Origin of the sequence: Streptomyces sp. NPDC058289, from assembly GCF_042880975.1 — a bacterium.
Classification (GTDB): Bacteria; Actinomycetota; Actinomycetes; order Streptomycetales; family Streptomycetaceae; genus Streptomyces; species Streptomyces stoeckheimensis.
The window spans coordinates 63162-78350 of sequence record NZ_JBHVYI010000026.1; the positions used below are offsets into that span (position 1 = coordinate 63162).

Annotated in this window: 18 protein-coding genes, 1 tRNA gene and 2 pseudogenes; 12 read left to right on the plus strand and 9 right to left on the minus strand. The window is 71.2% G+C overall.

Annotated elements, in window-relative coordinates:
* Positions 1-386: 386 nt before the first annotated feature.
* Positions 387-629, minus strand: coding sequence for a hypothetical protein (locus tag ACFVX6_RS16010; RefSeq protein ID WP_389691801.1), 243 nt, complete (start codon positions 627-629; stop codon positions 387-389).
* Between the two features lie 408 nt (positions 630-1037).
* Between ACFVX6_RS16010 and ACFVX6_RS16015 the strand changes: the two genes are divergently transcribed.
* Positions 1038-1111, plus strand: a tRNA-Met gene (locus ACFVX6_RS16015).
* A gap of 596 nt (positions 1112-1707) precedes the next feature.
* Here the strand turns inward: ACFVX6_RS16015 and ACFVX6_RS16020 are convergent.
* The 5 genes from ACFVX6_RS16020 to ACFVX6_RS16040 all read right to left on the minus strand — a co-directional run bounded on the left by ACFVX6_RS16020 (position 1708) and on the right by ACFVX6_RS16040 (position 4965).
* The gene (locus ACFVX6_RS16020; RefSeq protein ID WP_389691803.1) at positions 1708-2115 is read right to left on the minus strand and encodes a DUF5133 domain-containing protein; all 408 of its coding nucleotides are present in this window, start codon (positions 2113-2115) and stop codon (positions 1708-1710) included.
* A gap of 718 nt (positions 2116-2833) precedes the next feature.
* Entirely contained in the window at positions 2834-3214 is a 381-nt protein-coding gene (locus tag ACFVX6_RS16025; RefSeq protein WP_389691805.1) for a toxin Doc, read from the minus strand.
* A 2-nt stretch (positions 3215-3216) separates the two neighbouring features.
* A complete protein-coding gene (locus ACFVX6_RS16030; RefSeq protein WP_389691807.1) occupies positions 3217-3462 on the minus strand; it encodes an antitoxin MazE7 in 246 nt (81 codons plus the stop codon).
* Positions 3463-3527: 65 nt separating this feature from the next.
* Entirely contained in the window at positions 3528-3650 is a 123-nt protein-coding gene (locus tag ACFVX6_RS16035; protein WP_389691809.1) for a hypothetical protein, read from the minus strand.
* A gap of 424 nt (positions 3651-4074) precedes the next feature.
* Positions 4075-4965 (minus strand): SDR family oxidoreductase, encoded by an 891-nt coding sequence (locus ACFVX6_RS16040; protein WP_389691811.1) that lies wholly within the window; start codon positions 4963-4965, stop codon positions 4075-4077.
* Between the two features lie 228 nt (positions 4966-5193).
* Here ACFVX6_RS16040 and ACFVX6_RS16045 point away from each other — a divergent pair, with 228 nt between their 5' ends.
* The 6 genes and pseudogenes from ACFVX6_RS16045 to ACFVX6_RS16070 form a co-directional block, all read left to right on the plus strand.
* The gene (locus ACFVX6_RS16045) at positions 5194-5583 is read left to right on the plus strand and encodes a hypothetical protein (RefSeq protein ID WP_389691813.1); all 390 of its coding nucleotides are present in this window, start codon (positions 5194-5196) and stop codon (positions 5581-5583) included.
* 305 nt (positions 5584-5888) lie between these two features.
* The gene (locus ACFVX6_RS16050; protein ID WP_389691815.1) at positions 5889-6236 is read left to right on the plus strand and encodes a hypothetical protein; all 348 of its coding nucleotides are present in this window, start codon (positions 5889-5891) and stop codon (positions 6234-6236) included.
* A gap of 342 nt (positions 6237-6578) precedes the next feature.
* Positions 6579-7151 (plus strand): cysteine hydrolase family protein, encoded by a 573-nt coding sequence (locus ACFVX6_RS16055; RefSeq protein WP_389691817.1) that lies wholly within the window; start codon positions 6579-6581, stop codon positions 7149-7151.
* Between the two features lie 866 nt (positions 7152-8017).
* Positions 8018-9208: a hypothetical protein gene (locus ACFVX6_RS16060; RefSeq protein ID WP_389691819.1), complete on the plus strand. Its 1191-nt coding sequence runs from the start codon at positions 8018-8020 to the stop codon at positions 9206-9208.
* Positions 9209-9344: 136 nt separating this feature from the next.
* Positions 9345-9665, plus strand: a complete 321-nt coding sequence (locus ACFVX6_RS16065) for a hypothetical protein (protein ID WP_389691821.1) — start codon at positions 9345-9347, stop codon at positions 9663-9665.
* A gap of 474 nt (positions 9666-10139) precedes the next feature.
* A pseudogene (locus tag ACFVX6_RS16070) lies at positions 10140-10296 on the plus strand (DUF6766 family protein); the annotation flags it as partial.
* A gap of 172 nt (positions 10297-10468) precedes the next feature.
* Here the strand turns inward: ACFVX6_RS16070 and ACFVX6_RS16075 are convergent.
* Positions 10469-10669 (minus strand): hypothetical protein, encoded by a 201-nt coding sequence (locus tag ACFVX6_RS16075; RefSeq protein WP_389691823.1) that lies wholly within the window; start codon positions 10667-10669, stop codon positions 10469-10471.
* 207 nt (positions 10670-10876) lie between these two features.
* Between ACFVX6_RS16075 and ACFVX6_RS16080 the strand changes: the two genes are divergently transcribed.
* Positions 10877-11152 carry an isoamylase early set domain-containing protein gene (locus ACFVX6_RS16080; protein ID WP_389691825.1) on the plus strand — a complete coding sequence of 92 codons (276 nt, stop codon included), beginning with the start codon at positions 10877-10879 and terminating at the stop codon, positions 11150-11152.
* Between the two features lie 356 nt (positions 11153-11508).
* Here ACFVX6_RS16080 and ACFVX6_RS16085 read toward each other — a convergent pair whose 3' ends face one another.
* A complete protein-coding gene (locus tag ACFVX6_RS16085) occupies positions 11509-12018 on the minus strand; it encodes a hypothetical protein (RefSeq protein ID WP_389691873.1) in 510 nt (169 codons plus the stop codon).
* A gap of 131 nt (positions 12019-12149) precedes the next feature.
* Positions 12150-12370: pseudogene (locus ACFVX6_RS16090) on the minus strand (amino acid permease); the annotation flags it as partial.
* Positions 12371-12803: 433 nt separating this feature from the next.
* On the opposite strand from ACFVX6_RS16090, the gene ACFVX6_RS16095 reads away from it, so the two are divergent.
* The 4 genes from ACFVX6_RS16095 (at position 12804) to ACFVX6_RS16110 (ending at position 15177) form a co-directional block, all read left to right on the plus strand.
* Positions 12804-12959, plus strand: coding sequence for a hypothetical protein (locus ACFVX6_RS16095; RefSeq protein WP_389691827.1), 156 nt, complete (start codon positions 12804-12806; stop codon positions 12957-12959).
* A 155-nt stretch (positions 12960-13114) separates the two neighbouring features.
* The gene (locus tag ACFVX6_RS16100; protein WP_389691829.1) at positions 13115-13396 is read left to right on the plus strand and encodes a hypothetical protein; all 282 of its coding nucleotides are present in this window, start codon (positions 13115-13117) and stop codon (positions 13394-13396) included.
* Between the two features lie 126 nt (positions 13397-13522).
* Positions 13523-14161: a 2Fe-2S iron-sulfur cluster-binding protein gene (locus ACFVX6_RS16105; RefSeq protein WP_389691831.1), complete on the plus strand. Its 639-nt coding sequence runs from the start codon at positions 13523-13525 to the stop codon at positions 14159-14161.
* A complete protein-coding gene (locus ACFVX6_RS16110) occupies positions 14158-15177 on the plus strand; it encodes an FAD binding domain-containing protein (RefSeq protein ID WP_389691833.1) in 1020 nt (339 codons plus the stop codon). The genes ACFVX6_RS16105 and ACFVX6_RS16110 overlap by 4 nt, the downstream gene beginning before the upstream one ends.
* Positions 15178-15189: the final 12 nt, after the last annotated feature.

Here is a 15189-nt window from a genome sequence, read left to right on the forward strand (position 1 = left end):
GGATGAGCGCGGCGCCGCCGTTGCGCGGGCAGGGATGGTCCAGTGTCCAACCGGCCTGCCCCTCCGCTCGGCCCAGTCGGTCACCAGCCTGCTGGGCAGCAGGCTGGGCCGCCACCTCGTGGAGGCGGCGACCCACCCGGGAGCCCCGGCGATACGGGTGCGGGAATCAGCTTCTACTGGCTGCCGCTGCGCCGACCGCCCTGGCGGTATCCCGAACCGTTGACCGCAGCGACCTCGATGGTCACCTTCTCCGAGGGCGCGATGACGGCGCGGGGGCCGTCGGAGGCCCTGGCGACGTTGGCAGGCAGAGACGGCTGGCCATGACTGCAGCGTCGAGCGCGGTGCGCAGTGTAGTGATCACCCGGCCATAGAAGCGCTCCCATCTATCACCCGGTGCCCGTAGCGACATCCCGCATCCCTCCCGCCTCCCCACGGGCAGGCCGGCGTGCCTGCGGCATCGCAAGGCGCGTTCCCAGGCGGGCTTGAAGCTCGAGCGCGGCCCGCTGGAGCTGGTCGTCGTCGCGGTCAGCGAGCCGGCCGAGCAGGGCAACGAGTGCGCCCGCCTCGCCCCGGGTGAGAAGTGGCAGCCGGTCGCCAGGCTCGTCCAGAAGGTCCTCGATCTGGTCCAAGGTCATACGGAGACAACGTGCACAGGACGATGCGGTCACGCCGCCCTCAATTCGGCGCCGGCGAGATCAGGGGCCGCCGGGGCCGGCTCAACGCAACCGATACCTCTCGATGCCGCACCTCACCGGCGCATCCGTCCCGTGCTAGTCCGCGCCTGGACGCGGAGGACGATGCCTCCGTAGGCATGCCGTACACAGCTGCGCTCCCTTGGTTGAGGGCCGGCGAAGGCCACGGCCGCACGGGACACCGTCCGCCGGGAGCCGGCCGGGCCGCACACCCAGGCCGCCTACAGCAAGGGGTACTGGCGTACCCAGCCCAGCGCGTTAGACCCCGCCACCATGCGCCAGACCCCTGAGCAGGGCGAAGACGGTGAAGGCGGTCCTGGAGTGGCGTAAGGTGGGTTCTACCGACGCGGGGTGGAGCAGTTCGGTAGCTCGCTGGGCTCATAATCCAGAGGTCGCAGGTTCAAATCCTGTCCCCGCTACTGAACAGAAGGGCCCGGATCCACAAGGATCCGGGCCCTTCTGGCATACCCCGGAAGGCGGCGGCTCCGCGGCACTCAGCCGCGAAGCCCTCGACTCCGGTGACACAGCGGCACGCCACACCGCCGCAGCTGGTGCTTCTGCGCGCCTCGCACCGGGCCCACCGCGCGCCGGGTCAGGATGGTGGCCCCGTGGGTTCGGAGCCTGCGGGTGACGGGAGCAGAACTTGATCAACGTGAATGTTCAGCACTGCGGCAGCTCGGTCTTGGTCAGCGCCGACGGGAAGCTCGATGAGGATGCAGGCGAGGTACTCCAGCGCGCGCTGGACCACGTCACCATGGACGAACGAGACCTCCTGGTGGACCTGCACGGTGTCTCCGGCCATGGACGCGGACGGCCTGCTCCACCTCCTGGACTTGCACCGGAGCGCAGAGCGCATGCGCCTGAGAGTCCAGGTCACCGGCTGGCAACCCCAGCCCCAGCAACTCATGGCCACGAGATGGGGCCGGGACGGAGGTGCGCGGTGTGGGCGCACCAGGCTCCCGGAGGAGCAAGGGCCGCCGCGGCCTCGGCTACACCGTAGGCTCCGGCTCCGCGCTCATTCCTGGTGGGTGGCGAGGTGTTCCTCCGCGGCGAGGACGGCCTCGTGCGTGACGGGCCGGCCCATCAGTACGCACAGCGTGTACGCGGCGTCATCCAGCGCCCGCACCGCATCCGGATCACCGGGCGCCGCGGCCAGCCGGGCCTGACACCGCCGCAAGCGCGTCAAGACCTCCTCCGTCCGTGCCGTACTCGGCATCAGACAAACCGGCCGGACCGCCGAGGACGGCGCCGGGGTACGGGCGGCCCCGATCGCAGTGCGCAAGGACCGCTCCAAGTGCACCGGCAGCGGCACCTCGGCCGTCGCCGTGGTCATCGCGGCCGCCAGGTCCTCCACCGTGGTGAGGGCTAGGTCGGCGGCGGCCCGCAGGATCCGCTCCGCTTCCCGCGCCGGACAGGGAGTCATGGCCATCACCGTCCCCACCGCCCGCGCCACCGACGGCGGCAACACCGGGGGGCCGCCCTGGACACTCCCGGCAGGCGGGTGAGGGCGGGTTGCAGGCTCCGACATAAGGAACCCCTTCAGACCAGAGACGATGCGTCACAACGCGGACACGTGAAGTATTCCCGCCGTAACGGGGCAGGCACACGGAGGACACCATCCCGGCTACCGGCATGCCCCCGGCCGGCCCCAAAACCGGAGCAGCGCCCGCCCATGCAGCAGCCATCGCGGCGAAAACCCGGGGTAGAAAGCAGGTGACTCCTCCGGCCCGGGTTCCTCCGGACATGGTTGATCACCGCTCGGTCGACGTGGGAGGGGTCCGGCTGGCCTATCAGGTGTCGGGGCCGCTGGATGCTGTCCCGCTCGTGCTGTTGCACGCGTTGGGCGAGGACGTCACCGACTCGGACCTTGGTCGCGCTGGCGGCGGAGGACGGCCGTTCCGTGGTGGGCGACGGATGCCCCGTCCGCGCCCGTCGACCGTTTCCCTGCCGTCGATCCGGACCCTGCGTGGGGCGAGCACACCGCCCCGGATCGGACAGAGGGAGCGGGCTGCTGACGCGATGTGGCCGACCCCGCCGCAACCACTCCGCGGCGATGGCTGTCGTACGGGCGGGCTGCCGGACCCGCGGCATTCCCGGCCGCGTCCTCGCCAAGGAACGCGCCCCGGCGAAGGCGCGCCTGATCAGGAAGCGGGGCGTAGCGAGCGGAGGCGGTCGGCAACGTCGTAGACGTTCAGACGTAGGGCGCGGATGTCGTTGATGAGGTCGCGCCAGGGTTCGAAGGTGTCGCCCACGGTCTTGCCGGAGGCCCGGATGTAGGCGACGGCGACGCCGTATCCGAAGAATTCGTTACGGGCCGGCAGTGGGCGCAGGAGGACGATCTGCTCCATAAGGGCTGCGGCCCGCCAGTAGGCGTCGGGTTCATCAGTGGCCAGGGCGGGTGTGTTCACGCGGTGGCGGGCGACCGCGGCGACCAGGCCCGAGTAGTCCAGGACTCCCAACTCTTTGCCAAGGAGTTCTTCCTGCCGGTCCAGGAGCCACCGGATGTCGATGTGCAGTTCCAAGGTCAGGCCGCCCGGCGCGCGCTCGCGGACGACGGGAGGCCGCCGTACTCGGTGTCGAAGGCGTCGGCGATGCCGGGCCGGCTGACGGCTTCGCGGAAGGCGGCGGTGGCCCGGCCGAGGGCGAGCTGGTTCTCCTCCTCGATGGCGAGCTCGGCCAGGTAGGCGCGGACGCTCTTGCCGTGGGCGGCCGCGAGGGCGGCGAGGCGGTCTCGGGTCTCGGAGTCGATCTTCACGGTCGTATCTGCCATGTTCCCGAGTATGCACCTTTGAATACCTTCACGAATACCTCTTTGGGTAACGGCCCGGGAGCCGTTCACCGTCCGGTGGAGGCCAGAGCCTTCACCGGGTCGGCGCGCGTCATCGGCGACCGTCCGGGGATGTTGGCGGCGGCCTTCTTGTAGAGGTCGGCCTTCGTCAGGCCGGTCAGGTCCTGCATGGGCGCGGGGCCCTGTCGGACGCAGGCTTGGGGCTGCCCGCCCGTTCGACGCCGGCCCGCAGGGCCTCCATGAGATCGACGACGCCGGTTGGCTCGGCTGCGGGTTCGGCTTCGCGATGGTCTCGCCGGCCTACTTGGACTCGATCATGGCGGCGACCTTCTCGCGGAAGCTGTCGTGGAACTCGACAGGGTTCCACTCCATGCTCAAGGCCTCCATGAGCTGGTCGGCCATCTTCAGTTCCTCGTCGGAGGCCTTGGTCTTGCCGGGGAGATCCCGTACTCCGAGCCGCGTTCCTTCGGCTCGACGGGGACGTACTCGCCGCCGGTGTCGTAGCCCCGACAACGAGTCCGGCCTGGCCATGATCTGCGGCGCCTGCCCGGCCGAGCCCCTGGGAAAACGACGACGAGTCCGGCCTGGGTGGCTTTACCGCCCCTCGCGGGCGTCCTCGTCCGCACGGCCGCCGGCGCCCAGCATGCCCGTGGCCTCGAAGGGAGCCGAGCGGGCGAGCCGTGGCAGCTCGGTGCGCGCGATACGGGTCATGACCGGCGGGAGGTACGCCCGCACCGGCTGGACGGCTCGCAGCCATGCGGGCGCGTAGACGGCGGCCCTGCGGCGTTCGACGGCGGTGGCCAGACGCGCGGCCACGTAATCGGCCGGGTAGACCTTGCGGGCGGGCCGGGGCATGTGGGCCCGCGGTTCGCGCAGGACCGCGTACTGGTCGGCGTCGCGGGTCATGTCGGTGTCGATCCAGTTGATGTAGGCGATACCGACCCCGACTCCCTCGGGGCCGAGTTCGGCGCGCAAGGCGTGGGCGAGGGACTCGGGTCCTGCCTTGGAGGCGCGGTAGGCGCTCATCAGCGGCGACGTGCCCATGGCGGCCAGCGAGGTGATCTGGAGATAGTGGCCGCCCGTCGTGAGCAGCGAGGGGAGGAAGGAGCGGGCGGTCCCTGCGCTGCCGATGAGGTTGACCTCGATGACACGCAGCCAGGTGTCGGGGTCGGAGTGGGCGAGGGGTCCGCCCTCGGCGATACCCGCGTTGGCGATCACCACCGAGGCGGGCCCGAGCCGGGCGGTAACGCGCGTTGCTGTGTCCGCCATCGCCGCGTCGTCGGTGACGTCGGCCTCCCACCAGGCGGCGTCGTGCTGGAGCGAGCCGGCGATGCCGGCCAGCCGGTCCGGTTCCAGTCCCAGCAGGGCCACCGTTGCGCCCCGTCGGTCGAGTTCCCGGGCCATGGCGGCTCCCAGGCCGCGCGCGGCACCGGTCACCACGGCAACGCGGCCGTTCAGCGGCCTGTGGTGTGTCGCGTGTGTCATGCCTCCTCCCGGAATGCGGCGCGCAGCTGCCCAGGGATCGGCCGGACGCTGGAGGCAGCTCGGGCGGTCCCGGTGTCACTCCCGGTGCGGCTACCCGGGGGAAGCGTCGAGGACACCTGCGGGCCGAGCCGGAGCCCGGAGCGCCGGAGCGTGCCTACGCTGGAAGTGGTTCTCCCCCTGACGGAGAAGCGGGGGCCAGGAGCGCACGCCGGAGAGGCGAGTACAGCCATGGCCAAGCAGCCGAAACCCTCCCAGCCGCGGCATGGAGAAGGGCCCAGCCCGCACCAGGGCACCGAGCAGCACGGCTGGTCGCCTGACGTCGACGCGACCCGCCAGCAGGACAACCCGAGCGCGCACCGCTCGTTCCATCCCGACGAGTACGCACCCGAGAAAGGCCCCGGCCGCACGGTCTCCAAAGAAGAGGAAGGCAATCCGCACGGCAGGCCGGTGAAAAGCATGGGCGACCGTGGCGAGGAGCAGAGCAAGGGCGGACACCAGGACGGCATGCACGACACCGGCCCCAAGGGCCGCTCCCGGCGCCCCAGCGGCACCCGGGACGCCTCAGCCATCACCGGCGTCGACCCACAGGACCCCCCTGCGGAAAGCACGGCGCACTGACGGCGCGACCGCCGATACCGGCATACAGACGAGGCCGGACGCACGGCTTGCGCGATGCGAGAGGCGAGCAGCCGCGGGACTACGCCATCCGCCACAGCTGCCCCCCGAGCGGGTGCCGACTTCGCCGCCGGCCGGCTGCCCAGCGCCTAGCGCGCCGGTGACACCGTCCGGCCAGCGGGAAGGGTGGGCTGACAGGCAGGCCCGTTGCGGTGGCGCCGTATGAGGCTCTCCATGAGGCGGCGCGGTTGCGGGCACCGAGCGTGGCGCTGCTCCGCGCCGTGTCCGTGTGCGCCTACGGTGCGTCCATGACGACAGAACCGGAACGTGAACCGGTCGACGTAGCCGACGTCCATGCCGCACACGCAGCCATCGACGCCTACCTCAGGCGTACGGACTCCGCCCCGGAGCGGCTCCCGGGACGAGGTCGTGTCGCCGATGGGGTGGCGGAGGCCGTCGCCCGCGAGGCCTGGGACTCGGTGATCGCGATCACCCCTCCCCCACCTGACCCGGCGACCGATCCGGGTCCTGCGGTAGAACCCCCTGAAGTTGCCGAACGTCGCGCCGAGGCAATGGCGATCGCCCGGGGGCTCCAGCTGCTCGGCTACCGCCTCGACGAAACCCTCCTCCCCGGCCCCGACATCGCCGCCGGCTAGGCCCTGCCGGACGGGTCGTGTGACGCGAAGGCCGGGAACTCGTTCCGTGAGACATGGGGCGGGGGGGGCTCCGCCCCCGCCGCAGGGAATCCACACGGACAGCCATCCGCGTCGGACGTCACGCACTTACCGCGTCCTCCCGTGCAGGCGACCTCCTCAACTCAGCCACTCTTCACCCGCTCGCGGGCAGACCGGCGCCGGTTCCATCCTGTCCGACACCCCGCGCTCTTCGTCCCACCGTGGGGCTGGCAAGGCCGCGGTGAAGGGGTTGGACACGAGCTGCACGCCGGCTCTGGCCAGGCGATGCTGGAAGACCGGTCACCCGACGGAAGGCAACCTCGCATGCCGCGTACGGCACTCGTCGTGATCGACATGATCAACACCTACGAGCACGAGGACGCCGATACGCTTGTTGCCTCCGTCCGCAAGGCGCTGCCGGCTATCGCCGCGCTCATCGCGCGGGCCCGGGCCAGCGGATCCCCCGTGATCTACGTGAATGACAACTTCGGACAGTGGCGCTCCCACCACGGCGAACTCCTGCAGACAGCTCTCGCCGGCCGTCACCGCGACCTCGTCGAGCCGGTCACCCCCGATGCGGAATCGCTCTTCGTCATCAAGGCCCGCCACTCGATCTTCTTCGAGACACCCCTCGCCTATCTGCTGGGACAGCTGGAGATCGAGCGGCTCGTCCTGTGCGGGCAGGTCACCGAGCAGTGTGTGCTGTACTCGGCGCTGGACGCGCACGTCAGACATTTCAAGGTCGTCGTGCCCACCGACGCCGTCGCCCACATCCACGCCGACCTCGCGGAGGCGGCGCTGCGGATGATGCAGCGCAACATGGCCGCCGAACGCTGCCGCTCCGACGACATCCGCTTCGACACGCCGGGACCGGCCGGCACTGACACCGCGCCCTGACCCCTCCTCACCTTTCCCGCCCGGGAGAGGTCTCGGCTGGCCGGCGTCGGCGGTGGCGGTCTGGGCGTGGCGGCCGTGCAGGTAGGTGGCTGTGGCAAGTCTTCTCCCGGACGCGGGGAATTGGGGCAGGCCCGGCTGGGAAACGCCTCACACCGCGCCGCCGTTCGGCGCGTGCCGGCCCCCTCCAAACGGTGCGGAATGCGCCGTCGCACTCCGGCGGCGGCCGGTTGCACGGATGAGCGCGGCGCCGCCATTGCGCGGACAGGCGGCCAGCGAGGGGTGCTGCGGGAATCGGGGCCGGACGGCGTGCCCGACCACCTGGAAATGCTGGTTCAGGGCGGGCAAGGCCTTTGAAGCCCCGCGCGAGGGCCAGGGACGGCTGCGCCGTTACCGCAGGCACAGCTCGAATCCACTGCGGGGGCGGGTGGGCACACGGGAAAGGGGGATGGTCAGATCCTGGTCGGGAACGCTGAAATCGAGCCGGGCCAGCTCCGTGACGAGGGCCGCCAGGAGGGTGACGGGACGAATTACGTGATCGTCGACAAGGGCCCGCGCGGAAACCAACCGGACCGGCGCTGACAGTCCCCCATGCGACGATCGCCACTGGTGCCCGCACCCCATTGCCCGCGGGCACCAAACGGACCGGCCGGCCACCACCGGCTTGCACCAGGACCGGTGTCCAGCCGGACCACCGGCCCGAACACACAGCCCCGCAAGCGCCGATCAAAAAATCGCGACGGCAGCCGCGACCAGGCCCCAGCGTCCCTTTCCGTGCTCCTCCATGCCGGGCGTGTGCCAGCGCTGGGCGGGCCTGGTGGCGCCGGCCAGCGGCGAGCCCACGACGTCGGGGCAGCGAGAATGGCGGGATGGACGGACTGGGTGGGGCGCTGGCGCGCGCAGCTGCGGATGGCGATGTGGTGGACGGCTGGCTCCAGGGGCTGGCGATCAATCGGGTGCTGCCGGTGGAGACGCTGGCCCGGCTGCTGGAGTTCGACGAGCTGCCGATGCCGAGCTTTTGGCTCAAGTACAGGACCTTGGATGCGGCAGCGACGGAGCTGCTGGTGGCTTCGCCGCGGGTCCAGCACCGTCTGGACGTTGCGGAGAACGCGACGGCGGACGTCGACGTGCTGGCCCGGCTCGCGCGGGATCCGGAACCACGGGTCCGGTTCGTGTACGCGGTGATGCTCTTCGAGTACAAGCGCCGTATCCCTGCCGGGGTGCTGGAGATCCTGGCGCAGGACCCGGAACCGAAGATCCGGCGGATCGTCGGCGCCGGTGAGAAGCCGCCCGTCGCGGTGCAGGAGCCGCCGCCCGTACTGACGGCGGAGCAGCGGGTGACGTACCCGGATCCGGCGGTGCGGATGAAGGCCGCCGCTGATCCCGAGGTACCGACCGTCCTGGCCCTTCGACTGGCGGAGGATCCCGACAACGACGTCCGGCTCGCGGTGTCGATGCGAGAGGAGCTGACGGAGGAGCAGCGAACGGCCATCCCTTGCGAGGTGTGGCGGCAGTTCTGGTCGCCGCCGTCCTGGATCGCACGGCAGGCGACCGATCCGGGCGCGGCCCGCCGGATCGCGAGGTCGGCGCACGTGGGGCTGCGGCGGGTGCTCGCGGCTCAGCCGCACCTGGCGCCGGACGTGGTGGTCCTGCTGGCCGCGGACGAGGACGAGTGGGTGCGGCGCACGCTGGCCGAGTCGTGCGAGGACGCGCCGCACGAGCTGCTGGTGGAGCTGTACGCCACGGTGCAGGACCGGTACTGGTCGGGGTTCCGCAACCACCGCAACTTCGCCCGGCCCGGCTTGGCCCGGTTCGCCGACGACCCGAACCCGCGGCTGCGGCACGCCGCGTTGGACGACCCGGAGGCCGGACCCGAGCTGGTGCTGCGGCTCGCCGACGACCCCGAGGTGGGCGGTTGGGCGGTCAGCGACCCCCGGCTGCCCGCCGACGAACTGCTCCGGCGGCTCACCCTGCCGGCACATGCTGCGGCTGCCGCAGGCAATCCGGCACTTACGGTGGCGGTCATGCACGACCTGCTGGACCTCGCCCGGGCACGCTGACTTTGGGCGAGCGGCTGATGCATGGCCTGCTGGGCGATCAGCGCGCCGTCCAGCGAGAGGTACCCGACCACTTCGGCCAGCACCACCAAGGCCGTCAGGCCCGACGCAGCGTCACAAGATCAGCGACAGAGCCGAAATGAGTGACCGTCCACAGCAGGTTCTCCTGGCGTTTCGTTCGGGAAGCGCGGACCGGGCGGCAGCGCGCCGCGCTGTTGCTTCCCGCGCCGCCGACCCGAACGATCTGGGGCTGCTGCTGGACATGCTCGGCCTCCTGCCCGAGGCCGACCCTGCAGACACGGGCATACCGGCCGAAGCACACCCCGAGCTGATGCTGTCCGCCTGCTCGTTGAAGTGCTCAGCCCATCCGCGTGTTCGCCGACAGATGCGCCTGTATCGGCGCCGCCTTGGTACGACGCCCGCACCGGCTGCGGGGCGCGAGCCCATCTCGGCTGGCTGAGGCTGTCTTCCGGGTTGTCGGGTCCGGCGGATACCGCACCCGGACCGGGTCTGACTTGCGGCAGTAGTCCGGCACAGGTCGGATGTCAGGCAGGGTGGGGTCATCGCCAGAGGCTCGTCAGACATCGCGGCCCCCGACGGCACGGTCCTGGTCAACCTGTGCCTCACCCCCCGCCCAGGTGTCCATGCCAGCCATTTGGCCCCGAGCGCATGCCATGGCCTCACTCCCGATGCGAGCGGCTCTGGTCCAGGTGAATGGAATTGCGTGAGTCCAGTTCCGTGAGCGAGGCGCTTCGGCGCGTGCGGAGCGAGGGCGGGGTTCGTGCCGTGAGGGCATCGACCCGTACGCCATGGTGAAGGGGCCCGGCATGGATGCGATCGTGCTGCTGCGCGATGACCACAAGACGGTCGAGAGGCTGTTCAAGCGATTCGAGAAGACAGCAGGCGACGCCCTGGCCGAGCGCCGGGCCACAGGTCCGCGGACTTCTGGAACCGGTCGCTCCAGAACTGGCAGTCCGAACTCCTGGCCGTGGCGGCCATGGCGATCCTGTCCGTGTACCTGCGCCGGCGCGGATCCGCCGAGTCCAAACCCGTCGGCGGGCCCGCACACGTCCACAGGAGTCGAAGGGTGAAGCCCTATGGATCAAGAAGTTTCGCTCACGGCCGACGCAGGTTGGCGCCCGTGAGCGCCGTCGCAGCCCGCACGTCTGCCCACCTTCGCGGTGGGGTGGCGGCATGACAGAGCCCGACCGGGTGACTGTCCTTGGCCCCGGCCGGGCTCTGCGTGCGCGGGTAGTGCTGTTTTCAGAATTCGTCGTCGCTCAGGTGCTCGTCGCGCAGCAGGTCCTCCTCGCGACGGCGCGTGCCTTCTTCGCGTCCGCGCTCGGGGGACGGCTGGCCGGGATCGGGGTGGACCGGGTCCTGACCGGGGCGCCGCAGGCGCTCCTGGTCCCCGCGGCCCTTGTCCGGTTCCTGGCGCGTGTCCTTGTCCTGCCTACCGCCCATGACGGCGACTCCTTGTGGTGCGGGGTGGATTCCTCCTCCACACTGACACGCACAGTGACAGCCTGCCCGATAAGTGTCACCGACCGTGGCGTAAGGGTGATGCCCGGGGGCAGGATGGCTGCGCCGGAATGCGCGCTTCACCCTCAGGTGCCCAGGATGGGCCCGACCCCCTGTACACCCCGTCTGTCTGCCGTGAGGAGCCGATTCATGCTGGAGCGCACGCTGCGCAAGGACCGCACCCAGGTCACGTTCATCCTTCCCGCCGACACCCCGCCCGGTCCGGTGAGCGTGGTGGGTGACTTCAACGACTGGCAGCCCGGCGTCCACACTCTGAAACCGCGCAAGGACGGGAAGCGGGCCGTCACGGTCGAACTGCCGGCCAGGAGCACGCATTCGTTCCGGTACCTGGCCGCCGGCGACTACTGGTTCGACGACGAAACCGCCAGCGACCAGGACGGCCCCAACAACCGCCTCCACACCTGAACAGCGACGCGCGCCCACGTCGTCGATCTTCACGCCCATGGGCTGACCTTTTGCCGAGTACGCCCCCGGGCGGGCAAGCGGGCTCAGGCCATCCGGTACGCCCGCGGAGTAACAATCCACAGGGCTGCTTTCTCGGTGGCGCCCTCAATCCAGGCCGCGGTCGCGCGGACCTTGCGGAGTGGGTGAAGGCAGGATTCCCGGCGTCGGGCGTGGCCGTGAGTGACGGAGGGCCGGCGGCTGGGGAGCGGCTCTTTCGGGCAGCGGGACCCCGGCTGCCTTCTGATCACCGGCCGGCCGACCTCCGCCAGCGGTTTCGTCCGGGCCCTGCGAAACCCTCTGCTGTGGCAGAGCCTGACCTATCCCAGCGTGGCGTTCTCGGTGTCCAGCAGGTCCAGGAGCAGCGCCCGGTGGAGCGCGGCGATCGGCTCGAGCAGGTCCGGGTGGCGCAGCAAGGGCGCGGCGCCGTGTTCGTGGTCGCCGGGACGGGTGAGACGGGTGACCTCCCCGGCCTGGCCGCGATCGACGACGCGGTGGGCGTCGGCTGCGATGGCGGGGGCCGCGAGGAGGCAGGCGGCCCAGCTGACGACGGTTTCGTCGACCCAGGTCCGCCAGCCGGCGTCGGCGTCGTCGCCGTGATCGGCGCCGGTCAGCCAGTCCAGCCGGGCGCTTTCGCCCGGGCCGAGGAGATGTAGCAGCTGAGCGTCGAGCGGGGTCGGGTACCGCAGGGCCGCAGCGAGGGTGACGGCCTGGCGGGCCTGGGCCTGGGCCTGGGCCTGGGCCTGGCTGAACGCGCCAGGGGCGGGCGGGAAGGCTGTCAGCAGCCAGTGCGTGCCGGCGGCTATGACGGGTGCGAGTTCGGCGGACACAGCGCTTCCTCGGGGGGCGTGCTCGCCCTGGCCCGTGCCGGGTCCGCGAGCTGCGGCGCGAAGCTGCGCTGCTCCGGGGAGAGCCTGCGAAACCTCATCCCCCAGGGCGGCGGCAACCACCGCCCGCAACGACGTTGCCCGCGGGTACTTCGTGGCGAGCTCCGCGTACGAAGCGGCCGTCAGCAGCGCCAGGAGCAGGGCGCACCGTGAGGGGAACCCACACGGCGCCTCCTGACTTCGCCGCGACGTCGCCGATCAGTACGTACACGCCCGCGCCGAGGACGTCTCCGAGGATGAAGAAGTACAGCAGGCGCGTGGCGCGTGGTGAGCACCTTGCGAGCGGTTGCTGCACGCCGGTGTCGGCAGTACGGGAGGCATGGGCCTCGCCTGTTCTGTCGTAGGGCCAGACGGATACCGGCGCGGACGGGAAGTCGGTCCGCCACACCGGTGGGACTACGGATCTACTGGCCGCAGAATGTCGCTCCAAACAGGGACATTCTGCGGAAATCAATCTCCTCGGCGCCCGCGGCAGGACGGACCGAACGTCCCCTGTCCACGGTCTGGAGGACCTGATTCGGCAATGGCCCGCGATCCGGTCCTCCGCCGCGGCGCGCGTGCTCCTGCCCCTGCGCCTGCCTGCGCGGCGACGGTATTCACTGACGTTCGCCGCTCCACGGCACCCCAGCGCGACGGGGTTCTGGCCCCCGCTCCGATCGGCGATCCCCCCTCGGCCTTGTTGTATGCGGGCCCGGCGCCCGATTGGCCACAGGTTCGGCTGCGCGACCGTGGCGGCGGCGCAGGCGTCCGTAGCGCTGGCCGCCGCCGGCTTCCTGCGGCGCGACCTCCCCGACGCTCGGATCCGCTTCGTCAACGTCGTCGACGACCTCGCCGTCCTGGACGACCACGATGAGGCGGGGCGGGGGCGGGTGACTCCTCACTGAAGGTGCTCCGGACCCTCAAAGTGCGTCGCCGTCCGCGTCGCCCGTCTCCTTCGCGCATGGGCCCCGATCGGGGCAGGCGCAGGAGGAAGGACGGTGGGCACTCCCCGTTCTCGTCCGTCGGCCGTGGACGGCCCCCGACTGCAAGGAGACCTGCCATGCGAAGCGCCCCGTCGGAGCCCGGGCTTGCGGACCGTGTGCCGGAGAAGAGTGATGCCGTCACCCCCGACCTGCCGCCCTTCGGGCCGGGAGCCCCCGACCTCCCGGACGCCGGGCACGAACGGACCCGTCACGCAGGCCCCGAAAAGGACGACGGCGAGGAGAACACCAGCGTGGCGAACCACAGTGAGGAGAACGCGGGCGCGGGCAGCAAGAGCGAGGACGACGAGCGCCCGACGCCCGGTCCTGGCCACACCAAGCCCCACGAGCCGACCGACTGACGCGCCCCATCCGGTGATCAAGGCAGCTTCGACGTATGGAACGGCAAGGGGCGGGGAAGCCGACGGGACAGGACAGCCGCAAACCGACATGGAGGGCAACTCGTGGCATCACGCGCAAGAAGTCCCATGGAACAGCCCGCCCCACCGGCCGCGGCCGGGCCGCCGGCCACGCCCGGTTCGGCGACCGCCAGCGCTCACGATTCGCGCGTAGAACTCCGCGTCAACGGACGGGACCACGTCCTCGACCTGGACAACCGCGTCACCCTCCTCGACCTGCTGCGCGAGCGGCTGGCCCTGACCGGATCAAAGAAGGGCTGCGACCACGGACAGTGCGGAGCCTGCACCGTTCTCGTCGACGGCCGGCGCGCCAACAGCTGCCTGCTGCTCGCCGTGGCCCAGGACGGATCCGAGATCACCACCGTCGAGGGACTCGCCGACGCCGACGGAACCCTCCACCCCCTCCAGCAGGCCTTCCTCGACCACGACGCCTTCCAGTGCGGCTATTGCACCCCCGGCCAGCTGTGCTCCGCCGTCGGCGCGCTGCGGGAAGCCGCCGCCGGGCACCCCTCGCACGTGACCTGCGCCCCGACCGCGGCCGACACGAGCCGGCCGTCCGTCCTGACCGCCGAGGAGATCAAGGAGCGACTCAGCGGCAACCTCTGCCGCTGCGGCGCCTACAACGGGATCGCCGACGCCGTCGCGGACGTCGCCGAAGCCCAGAGCCCGGCCGCAGCGTCCGGCCCGGGCAAGGACGTGATCGCGTGAAGCCCTTCGCCTACGTACGGGCCACCAGCCTCCAGGAAGCGGCGGCCGCCTACGCGAACCACCCCGGCGCCCGCTACCTCGGCGGCGGCACCAACCTCGTCGACCTCATGAAACTCGGCGTCGAAACCCCGGACACCCTCATCGACCTCACCCGGCTGCCCCTCCACGACATCGAGGAGCTGCCCACGGGAGCGCTCCGGGTCGGCGCCGGCGTCCCCAACGCCGATCTGGCCGCACATCCCCTGATCCGCACCCGCTACCCGGCACTGTCGCAGGCCCTCCTCGCCGGCGCCTCCGGGCAACTGCGCAACGTCGCCACCACCGGCGGGAACCTGCTCCAACGCACCCGGTGCCCGTACTTCCAGGACGTCTCGAAGCCCTGCAACAAGCGGGAACCGCGCACCGGGTGCAGCGCCCGGGACGGCGTGCACCGCAACCAGGCAGTCCTCGGCCACTCCGAGCACTGCATCGCCACCCACCCCTCGGACATGGCCGTGGCCCTCGCCGCTCTGGACGCCGGGATCGAGCTGTACGGCGGCGAACACGGCACCCGAGAGGTGGCGGCGACCGCCTTCCACCGGCTTCCCGGCGAGCACCCCGAACGGGACACCGTCATCCGCCCGGGCGAGATCCTCACCGCGGTTCTCCTGCCCCCGGCTGCTCCCGCGGCCGTCTCCCTCTACCGCAAGGCCCGAGACCGGGCCTCGTACGCCTTCGCCCTCGTCTCGGTGGCCGCGGTGCTCGAACTCGACGACGGCCGCGTACGCCACGTCGCCCTCGCCTTCGGCGGCCTCGCCCACCGCCCGTGGCGCGCCGGCACCGCCGAGGAACGGCTCACGGGGGCCGAACCCACCCCAGAGGCGCTACGGGAGGCCATCGACGCGGAGCTTGCCGCGGCCAGGCCCCTGCGCGACAACGCCTTCAAGGTTGACCTGGCACGCAACCTCGCCCACGACGCCCTCGGCACGCTGATCCGCTCCGTCGGCGGTGCGCCTCCCGCCCGCTCCCAGCCATGACCGCCCCCACCC

Excerpts from the sequence above, each read along its gene's own strand:
- ACFVX6_RS16020 (WP_389691803.1), bottom strand. The coding sequence starts at position 2,115 with ATGACTCCCTGTCCGGCGCGGGAAGCGGAGCGGATCCTGCGGGCCGCC.
- ACFVX6_RS16030 (WP_389691807.1), bottom strand. The coding sequence starts at position 3,462 with ATGGCAGATACGACCGTGAAGATCGACTCCGAGACCCGAGACCGCCTC.
- ACFVX6_RS16035 (WP_389691809.1), bottom strand. The coding sequence starts at position 3,650 with ATGCAGGACCTGACCGGCCTGACGAAGGCCGACCTCTACAAGAAGGCC.
- ACFVX6_RS16040 (WP_389691811.1), bottom strand. The coding sequence starts at position 4,965 with ATGACACACGCGACACACCACAGGCCGCTGAACGGCCGCGTTGCCGTG.
- ACFVX6_RS16045 (WP_389691813.1), top strand. The coding sequence starts at position 5,194 with ATGGCCAAGCAGCCGAAACCCTCCCAGCCGCGGCATGGAGAAGGGCCC.
- ACFVX6_RS16050 (WP_389691815.1), top strand. The coding sequence starts at position 5,889 with ATGACGACAGAACCGGAACGTGAACCGGTCGACGTAGCCGACGTCCAT.
- ACFVX6_RS16055 (WP_389691817.1), top strand. The coding sequence starts at position 6,579 with ATGCCGCGTACGGCACTCGTCGTGATCGACATGATCAACACCTACGAG.
- ACFVX6_RS16060 (WP_389691819.1), top strand. The coding sequence starts at position 8,018 with ATGGACGGACTGGGTGGGGCGCTGGCGCGCGCAGCTGCGGATGGCGAT.
- ACFVX6_RS16065 (WP_389691821.1), top strand. The coding sequence starts at position 9,345 with ATGAGTGACCGTCCACAGCAGGTTCTCCTGGCGTTTCGTTCGGGAAGC.
- ACFVX6_RS16075 (WP_389691823.1), bottom strand. The coding sequence starts at position 10,669 with ATGGGCGGTAGGCAGGACAAGGACACGCGCCAGGAACCGGACAAGGGC.
- ACFVX6_RS16080 (WP_389691825.1), top strand. The coding sequence starts at position 10,877 with ATGCTGGAGCGCACGCTGCGCAAGGACCGCACCCAGGTCACGTTCATC.
- ACFVX6_RS16100 (WP_389691829.1), top strand. The coding sequence starts at position 13,115 with ATGCGAAGCGCCCCGTCGGAGCCCGGGCTTGCGGACCGTGTGCCGGAG.
- ACFVX6_RS16105 (WP_389691831.1), top strand. The coding sequence starts at position 13,523 with ATGGAACAGCCCGCCCCACCGGCCGCGGCCGGGCCGCCGGCCACGCCC.